Origin of the sequence: Streptomyces bambusae (assembly GCF_019400985.1) — a bacterium.
In the GTDB taxonomy this organism is placed as follows: Bacteria; Actinomycetota; Actinomycetes; order Streptomycetales; family Streptomycetaceae; genus Streptomyces; species Streptomyces bambusae_A.
On the sequence record NZ_WTFF01000414.1, the window covers coordinates 1 to 5403 of the forward strand.

The 5403-nt window shown below is 73.9% G+C and carries 6 protein-coding genes, 2 pseudogenes and 1 riboswitch; of the genes and pseudogenes, 2 read left to right on the top strand and 6 right to left on the bottom strand.

Features of this window, described 5'->3' with window-relative positions; genetic code table 11:
- Nucleotides 1-584: pseudogene (locus GPJ59_RS32855) on the top strand (serine/threonine protein kinase); the annotation flags it as partial.
- Between the two features lie 276 nt (nucleotides 585-860).
- Nucleotides 861-1121 (top strand): annotated as a pseudogene (locus tag GPJ59_RS38970) (hypothetical protein); the annotation flags it as partial.
- A gap of 13 nt (nucleotides 1122-1134) precedes the next feature.
- On the opposite strand, the gene GPJ59_RS32865 reads toward GPJ59_RS38970, so the two are convergent.
- From GPJ59_RS32865 to GPJ59_RS38720, 6 genes are all read right to left on the bottom strand, one after another.
- On the bottom strand, nucleotides 1135-2004 hold the full coding sequence (locus GPJ59_RS32865; protein WP_308120614.1) for an energy-coupling factor ABC transporter ATP-binding protein: 870 nt from the start codon (nucleotides 2002-2004) through the stop codon (nucleotides 1135-1137).
- Nucleotides 1995-2744 carry a cobalt ECF transporter T component CbiQ gene (gene cbiQ, locus GPJ59_RS32870; RefSeq protein ID WP_219671572.1) on the bottom strand — a complete coding sequence of 250 codons (750 nt, stop codon included), beginning with the start codon at nucleotides 2742-2744 and terminating at the stop codon, nucleotides 1995-1997. The genes GPJ59_RS32865 and cbiQ overlap by 10 nt, the downstream gene beginning before the upstream one ends.
- Nucleotides 2745-3077, bottom strand: coding sequence for an energy-coupling factor ABC transporter substrate-binding protein (locus tag GPJ59_RS32875; RefSeq protein WP_219671573.1), 333 nt, complete (start codon nucleotides 3075-3077; stop codon nucleotides 2745-2747). It lies immediately after the preceding gene.
- Entirely contained in the window at nucleotides 3074-3763 is a 690-nt protein-coding gene (locus GPJ59_RS32880; protein ID WP_219671574.1) for an energy-coupling factor ABC transporter permease, read from the bottom strand. Before GPJ59_RS32880 ends, GPJ59_RS32875 begins: the two co-directional genes overlap by 4 nt.
- A 30-nt stretch (nucleotides 3764-3793) precedes the next feature.
- A riboswitch (cobalamin riboswitch) is annotated at nucleotides 3794-3985 on the bottom strand.
- Between the two features lie 81 nt (nucleotides 3986-4066).
- Nucleotides 4067-4570: an AMIN-like domain-containing (lipo)protein gene (locus tag GPJ59_RS32885; protein WP_219671575.1), complete on the bottom strand. Its 504-nt coding sequence runs from the start codon at nucleotides 4568-4570 to the stop codon at nucleotides 4067-4069.
- Nucleotides 4571-4695: 125 nt separating this feature from the next.
- Nucleotides 4696-5355, bottom strand: a complete 660-nt coding sequence (locus GPJ59_RS38720) for a hypothetical protein (protein WP_374200979.1) — start codon at nucleotides 5353-5355, stop codon at nucleotides 4696-4698.
- Nucleotides 5356-5403: the final 48 nt, after the last annotated feature.

The window sequence follows — 5403 nt, forward strand, 5'->3', positions numbered from 1 at the left end:
GCCAGGGCCAGGGCCAGGGCCAGAGCCCGGGCGGCCAGGGCCAGGGCAACGGCCTGCCCGTCGACGGCACGCCCCCGCCCGGCAGCGGCAGCGGCGGCACGGGCGGCGGCGGCTCGGCCGGCGTCCCGGCCGGGTACGCGACGGTGACCGACACCGACTTCCACTTCTCGATGGCCATGCCCCAGGGCTTCCACCGGACCGCCATAGCGGGCACCAATTCCGGCGGGATATACAACCGCGAGAGCGGCGGCTTCCCGCGGGTCCAGGTCGACTTCACCAACACCCCTGGCGGCGACGCCAAGCTGGCGTGGAGCCAGGCGGTGACAGGAGTCGCGGGCAGCAGCACGAACTACCGCACCATCGGCATCCGCAAGGTGGACTACCGCGGCTACCCCACCGTCGCCGACTGGGAGTTCGAGCGGGACCAGGGCGGCACCAGGGTGCGCGTCCTCAACCGCGGCTTCAAGGTCGACGCCAACCGCGGCTACGCCATCATGATCAGCTGCGCGGCCGACGCCTGGGACGGCCCGGAGTGCACGCAGCTGCGGAACACGGCGTTCGAGACGTTCCAGCCGCTGGGCTGACCAAGCCCCGGGACGCGGGCGGCCCCGGCGACGTATCGTGGTCGGCGGGGCCATGGGGACACCGCACTCGGGGGAGGCGACGGCGTGGACGACTACGCGGGCCGGATCCTGGCCGGCCGCTACCGTCTGCCGGTGCCGCCGTCCGACGACTACGAACTGGTCGAGACACGGGCGTTCGACACCCGCAGCGGGCAGGAAGTGCTCGTACGCCAGGTGCCGTTACCGGAGGTCGTCGACGCGGAGCTGCTCGACGGCGGCCGCGTGCCGCCGGCCGACGTGCGCGATGCGGCCGACCTGCCGGCCGTACGCCGGGCCATCGAGGCCGCCCAGGCGGCGGCCCGCATCCCCGACCATCCGCGACTGGACCAGGTCTTCGACGTGTTCGCGGAGGGCGGTTCGCTGTGGATCGTCTGCGAACTCGTCCCGGCGCGGCCGCTGGCCGCGCTCATAGCGGACCGGCCGCTGAGCCCCTACCGGGCGGCCGAGGTCGCCGCGGACGTCCTGACCGCACTGCGCGTCCTGCACGCGCACGGCTGGACCCACCGCAACATCACCGTGCGCACCGTCCTGGTCTGCGACGACGGACGCGTCGTGCTGACGGGCCTGGCGGCCGGCGCGGCGGAAGAGGCCCTGTGCGGCTACGACGTGGTGCCGGCCTCGGCCGCCTGGCCGGCGATCCCGTCCGCGCCGGCGCCCAGGCCGGGCGCAGCCCCGCCGAGGCCAGCAGGGCGGGGTCCGACAGCAGCGCGTCCGCGGGGCCGGTGCGGATCCCCGACGGGGTCAGCACGGCCGCGTCGTCGGCCCAGCGGACCGCGAGGTCGACGTCGTGCGTGGCCATCACCACCGTCGTCGCCGTCAGCGCGCCCAGCACGTGGAGCAGGCGCTCCTGGCCGTCCGGGTCCAGGCCGGCCGTCGGCTCGTCCAGGATCAGCACGCGCGGCCGCATCGCCACCGCACCGGCGATCGCCGCCCGCTTGCGCTGGCCGTACGAGAGCAGGTGCGTGGGCCGGTCCCTCAGGGCCGTGATGTCCAGGGCGGCCAGCGCGGCGTCCACCCGCTCCTGGACCTCCGCGCGGCCGAGCCCGAGGTTCATCGGCCCGAACGACACGTCCTGCTCCACCGAGGCCGCGAACAACTGGTCGTCGGGGTCCTGGACCACCAGCTGCACCGAGGTCCGCAGCCGGGTCAGCCCCGCCCGGTCGTGGGCCACGGGCGCGCCGTCCAGCCGCAGCTCGCCCGACGCCGGCCGAAGGCCGCCGCTGAGCAGCCGCATCAGCGTGGTCTTGCCGCTGCCGTTGCGCCCCAGCAAGGCCAGCGCCCGCCCCTCGGCGATGGCGAAGTCCACCCCCGACAGCACGGCCGGCCCGTCCTCGTACGCGTACCCCGCACCCGCCAGTTCCACCAACGGCTTCACAGCCACAGTCCTTTCAGTACGAGGGTCGCCGCGACCACGACCGCCAGCAGGGCCGCCGATGCCGCGAGGAAGCGCCACGACAGCCGGGCCTCGGGCACCAGGACGCGCAGGGTGCCGTCGTAGCCGCGGCCCGCCAGGCCCGCCTGGAGCCGGCCGGCCCGGTCGAAGGCGCGCACGAAGGAGGTCGCCGCCAGCCCGGCGAGCGAACGCCACACCGCGGCCCGGCCGGCGGTGCCGAGCCGGGCCGCCTGGGCGGCGCGCACCTGGGCGAGCGAGTCCAGCAGCAGGAAGCCGATCCGGTACATCACCAGCGCCACGTCCACGACCGGCGCCGGCACCCCGGCCCGGACCAGCCGGGGCAGCACGTCCGAGACGGGGGTGGTGAAGGCGAACAGCAGGACGCCCAGCGAGGCCGCCGAGGTGCGCAGCAGCAACTCCGCCGCGTGCCGCGGGCCGTCCGGGGCGAGCGAGACCAGGCCCGCCGGGCCGCCCACGGCGAACAGCAGCGGGACGGCCCCGGTGACGCAGAAGCCCAGCGGGATGCGGAACGCCCGCCAGAGCTGGCGCCGCCCCACCCCGGCCGGCCCCAGCAGCACGGCCAGGGTGGCCGCGGCCACCAGCGGGGCCCCGGGCCAGGGCGGCAGGCACACCGCGGTCAGCGTCAGCCCGAGGCCCAGCAGGGCCTTCTCCAGCGGGTGGCGGCCCCGCCAGCGGCTGCTGTGCGCGGCCGCGTCGATCGGCAGCAATCAGGACTCCGCGTCGGGGGCGGCCGCGGCGGCAGCCCGGGCGCCCTGCCGGCGGCCCCGGCGCACACCGAAGTAGTACGCGAGCACGCCCGCCCCGAGGGCCGCCTGGAGGGCGAACAGCGCGGACTCGACCTCGGCGGAAGGCGGTTCGTACAGCGGCGAGAACCACGGCTCGTAGTCCGGCCGCATCTCGGTGATCGCGGCCTCCGCCTGCCCGTCCGCGCCGGCGAACGGCTCCTCCTTGCCCTCGCCCAGCCCGAGGGCGAGCGGGAGCACGGCCAGGGCCGCGACCAGGAGCAGCAGCAGGGTGTTGATCTTCGCGTTGCGGCTCATCGCGCCGTCGCCTCCCGGGAGGCGGTCAGCTTCGCCACGCCCAGCCGGATCAGGTCCGCCTTGCTGGACTGCATCAGCAGCCGCATCACGAGCACCGTGAGCAGGCCCTCGCTCACCGCCAGCGGGAGCTGCGTGAGCGCGAAGATGCCGCCGAACTTCGCCAGCGCGCCCGCGACACCGCCGGCCGGGTCCGGGAAGGCCAGCGCGAGCTGCACGCTGGTGACGCAGTAGGTGACCAGGTCCGCGAAGAACGCGCCGAAGAAGACCGACACCATCAGCGGCACGTCGGACTTCTTCAGCAGCCGGTAGACCCCGTACCCGGCCCACGGGCCGGCGACCGCCATCGAGAAGACGTTGGCGCCGAGCGTGGTCAGCCCGCCGTGGGCCAGCAGCAGCGCCTGGAACAGCAGGGTCACCGTGCCGAGCACCGCCATCACCGGCGGCCGGAAGAGGATCGCACCGAGCCCCGTCCCCGTGGGGTGCGAACAGCTGCCCGTGACCGACGGGATCTTCAGCGCGGACAGGACGAAGGTGAACGCTCCGGACGCGCCGAGCAGCAGCGTGCTCTCCGGGTTGGCCTTCACCTCACGGGTCAGCGCGCGGGCACCGTGGACGACGAACGGAGCGGATGCGACGCCCCAGGCGGCCGCGTGCAAGGGGGGCAGGAACCCCTCGGCTATGTGCATGAGTTAAGGAGACCTCTCCAGCACCTCGTGGATGGACGACGCGCCTTGGCCGGTCTCCTGGCTCACGGGTACTGCCGCCCTGGCTCCGCCTTCCCGGGCCGCACGGTCTCCCGCGGGCCCAGTGGCTACCCGCAGGTGTGGAGCCGGACTTCCCGATCACAGTGGCGAGGGCCGCACCGGTTTTGCACCGGTTTCCCGTACACCAAGGCCTATTGACCTTACGTCACGGACGTCGGCGGCTGCCAGCGCGGCCCTCCGGCTGCTCCATCGGCGGGAGCGGAACCCGGTGGACCCCGGCGGACCTCAGCAGACGTTCGGGTGGGATATGTCGAGCACGAACCGCTCCGGGTCGTGCAGCGTGAACGTCGAGTACTGGGGCTGGGTGGTGAAGGCGGTGCCGAAGGTGACGTACCCCTCGTAGTCACCGGTCATGGCCAGCCCCTTGAGCCGCGGCAGGTTCAGCTGGACCAGCTGCGGCCCCTTGTAGACGGACTGCCCCGCCTCGTCGTGCGCGGCGGCGGGGTGGAGCCGTATCTCCAGGAAGTGCGTGCCGGGCAGCGGGACCGGCTTGCCGGACCCGTCGTAGACCAGCTCGGGGACCTGGGTGACGGCGACCTCCGGGACGTATCCCTGGAGGTCGACCACCACCCGGTCGAAGGTGCAGTGACCGCCCCACCGGGCATTGACGACCAGCGGGGTCGGGGCGGAGCGGGGGGCTGCCGACGCCGGTGCGGCGAAGGCGACTCCCAGGGCGAGAAGGGCGCCCGTGACGGCTGCCACGAGCTGTTGGCGGCGTGGACGGTGCATGACGTCCCCCGGTTCTCTCTCGTTCTTTCTCGGGAAATGCGCTCTCCCCCGTAAAGACGTCCGCAGGCCTCCGCCGGGTTGCACGCCCCGCCCGCCGCACCGTCGGCGCCCCGCTCACCGCGTCGTCAGGAGATGCCGTACCACTGGCTCGCCCAGCCGGTGTTGATCGTGCTCGTGGACTGCTCGGCGAGGTTCAGGCCGGCCGGCAGTGAGGTCTGGCCGGTCAGGAGGGTGCTGTAGCGCAGGTTCGGCGGTGTCAGGCCCGCATTGACCGAGATCCCGGCCCCGGTGGACTTCAGCGTCAGGGCGTTGGTGGCCCAGTTGCCGTTGAGCAGCAGGGCGACGAAGTACGTGCCCGGGGCCGCGGTGAAGGGCTTGGCCAGCGCGAACGGCTTGGCGATCGGCTCGGTCATCAGCTGGGGCGAGATGTCGGCCGTGCTCGCGCGCAGCGCGCCCGTGGCGTCGTACACGCCGAGGTAGCAGTTGGACAGCGAGGCGTTCGGGTCGATGCCGGCCAGGCCGAGCCAGATGTTGGACCAGGTGATCTCCTCGCGCAGCACGATCCGTACGAGGGTCACCCGGCCGGCGACACCGGCGACGGACTGGGCGGTGACATGGCCGGCGTCGTTCGGGTCCCCGGTCCAGGCCAGCAGGTTCTGGTCCTGGGGCCGCGGCCCGTCGAAGCCCCGGGCCGCCTGGCCGGGCGGCCCGCCGGCGGTCGCGGTTTCCTCCAGGCTCAACCGCTCGTCCTCCAGCCCCTGCTTGGCCAGCGCGTAGCTGCTCACCAGCCAGGCGGTGTCGCCCGTGAGCGTGCGCCCCTTGGCCCCCGGAGC